This window comes from Gammaproteobacteria bacterium (genome assembly GCA_024235095.1).
Taxonomy (GTDB): domain Bacteria; phylum Pseudomonadota; class Gammaproteobacteria; order Competibacterales; family Competibacteraceae; genus UBA2383.
The window spans coordinates 1-1,713 of record JACKNC010000005.1 but is presented as its reverse complement, the minus strand read 5'-3'; the positions used below and the strand labels follow the sequence as shown (position 1 = coordinate 1,713).

Annotated in this window: 2 protein-coding genes; one reads left to right on the top strand and one right to left on the bottom strand. The window is 57.7% G+C overall.

The genetic code is table 11. From position 1 onward, the window contains the following. The coding region (locus tag H6973_20710; protein MCP5127937.1) for a transposase at window positions 1–713 on the top strand (713 nt) is incomplete at its 5' end. 15 nt (window positions 714–728) lie between these two features. Here H6973_20710 and H6973_20705 read toward each other — a convergent pair. Further along, window positions 729–1,498 (bottom strand): IS5 family transposase gene (locus tag H6973_20705; GenBank protein ID MCP5127936.1). Its coding sequence is split into 2 segments (ribosomal slippage): window positions 729–1,159 and window positions 1,159–1,498, totalling 771 coding nucleotides; the frame shifts between segments, so codons are not numbered across the junction. Window positions 1,499–1,713: the final 215 nt, after the last annotated feature.

Genomic DNA, 1,713 nt, shown 5'->3' with positions numbered 1-1,713 from the left:
CGGGCAAGCACCATGCCGTGGTCGAGGGCATCAACTTGATCACGCTGTTGTGGACGGATGGGGATCGCCACATTCCGGTCGATTACCGGCTCTACGACAAGACCGGGGATGCCCTGACCAAGAACGATCATTTCCGGGCGCTGCTGGAGACGGCCCACGGGCGCGGTTTCATGCCGGAGTGCGTGGTTTTCGATAGCTGGTACAGTAGCTTGGAAAACCTCAAACGGGTTCGAGATTTCGGGTGGGTGTGGCTGACACGGCTGAAAGCCAACCGCGTGGTCAATCCCGACCGGCGCGGCTTGTGCCCGGTGACACGGGTTGAGACCGATGCCCACGGGACCGTCGTCCATCTAAAAGGCTACGGGCTGATCCGCCTGTTCAAGATCGTCGCCCCAGACGACGACATTGAGTGGTGGGCCAGCAACGACCTCCAGATGAGTGCCTCAATGCGGATACGCTGGGCCGGTTATGCCTGGACTATCGAATACTACCATCGCGGCATTAAGCAGTTCTGTGGCATCGAACGTGCCCAAGTTCGCGCCGCGCGCGCCCAGCGCAACCACATCGGCCTGTGTTTGCGGGCCTTCCTGCGTTTGGAGTCGCATTGCTATCGCACCGGAATCAGTTGGTTTGAAGCGAAAACCACCATCATTCGGGCTGCCGTGCGGGCCTATTTGGTCAACCCGCTTTATACCTTGGCAGCAACCGCGTAACTTCTAAGAACCTGTTTACAAAGGGTATAATTTCCTGAGCATGATGGAGCTGGAGGCGATGTAAACCATCGCTTCGGAGGACTTGGGGGAATGCTCGAAATCCTTGGAAAGCCTTCGATGCCATGCAAGCCACGCGAAGGTGCGCTCGACGATCCAGCGTTTGGGCAAGACGACGAACCGAGGTAGGTTCGGTCGTTTGACGACTTCCAGGAGAAAGCCGAACATGGCTTTGGCCCAATCGATGACGCCCTGCTTGTAGCCGCCATCGACGAAGATTTTGAGCAGGTGGGGCAGGAGGATGAACAATCGAATCAGCACCAGATGACAGCCCCGTGTGTCGGAAATACCGCAGGAATGCGCAACGACCGTCAGGAGGTTGCCTTGCGTGTCGGTGGCGATATGCCGCTTGCGGCCCTTGATCCGCTTGCCCGCATCGTAGCCGCGCTGCCCCCTTTTTGCAGGGTCTTCACGCTCTGGCTGTCGATGATCGCCACGGTGGGATCAGGATCACGTCCGGCCTTGATACGCACCTGGCGCCGCAAGTGGTGGTTGATCGCCGCCCAGGTCCCAGCGTTACGCAAGCGCCAGAAGGTCATGTACACCGCGCGCCAGGGCGGAAAATCCTTCGGCAACATCCGCCATTGGCAACCGCTGCGCTCCACGTACCGGATCGCGTTATATAGGCTTCGCACAGGATGTTTGCGGGGCCGTCCGATATGCTCGGGTTTGAAAAACCGTTCAATCTCCGCCCATTCCCGGTCGCTCACGTCACTGGGATACCTCATCGCTCTGTCCTCCTGATGGACAGAGTCGCCTATCTTCATGGCTTTGTAAACAGGTTCTAATACTACAGTTGTAGAAACTCACATAAAGTCATGGGAAAGGGATGGGACTTTTTGCGTTGTCGCCGTCGCCAATGATAGTACTGGGCAATGCGTTGGTGGCGGTGTCGCCACCGAAACCAATGGAAGGTATGCGTTCGATGAGCAAGGAATGGGGG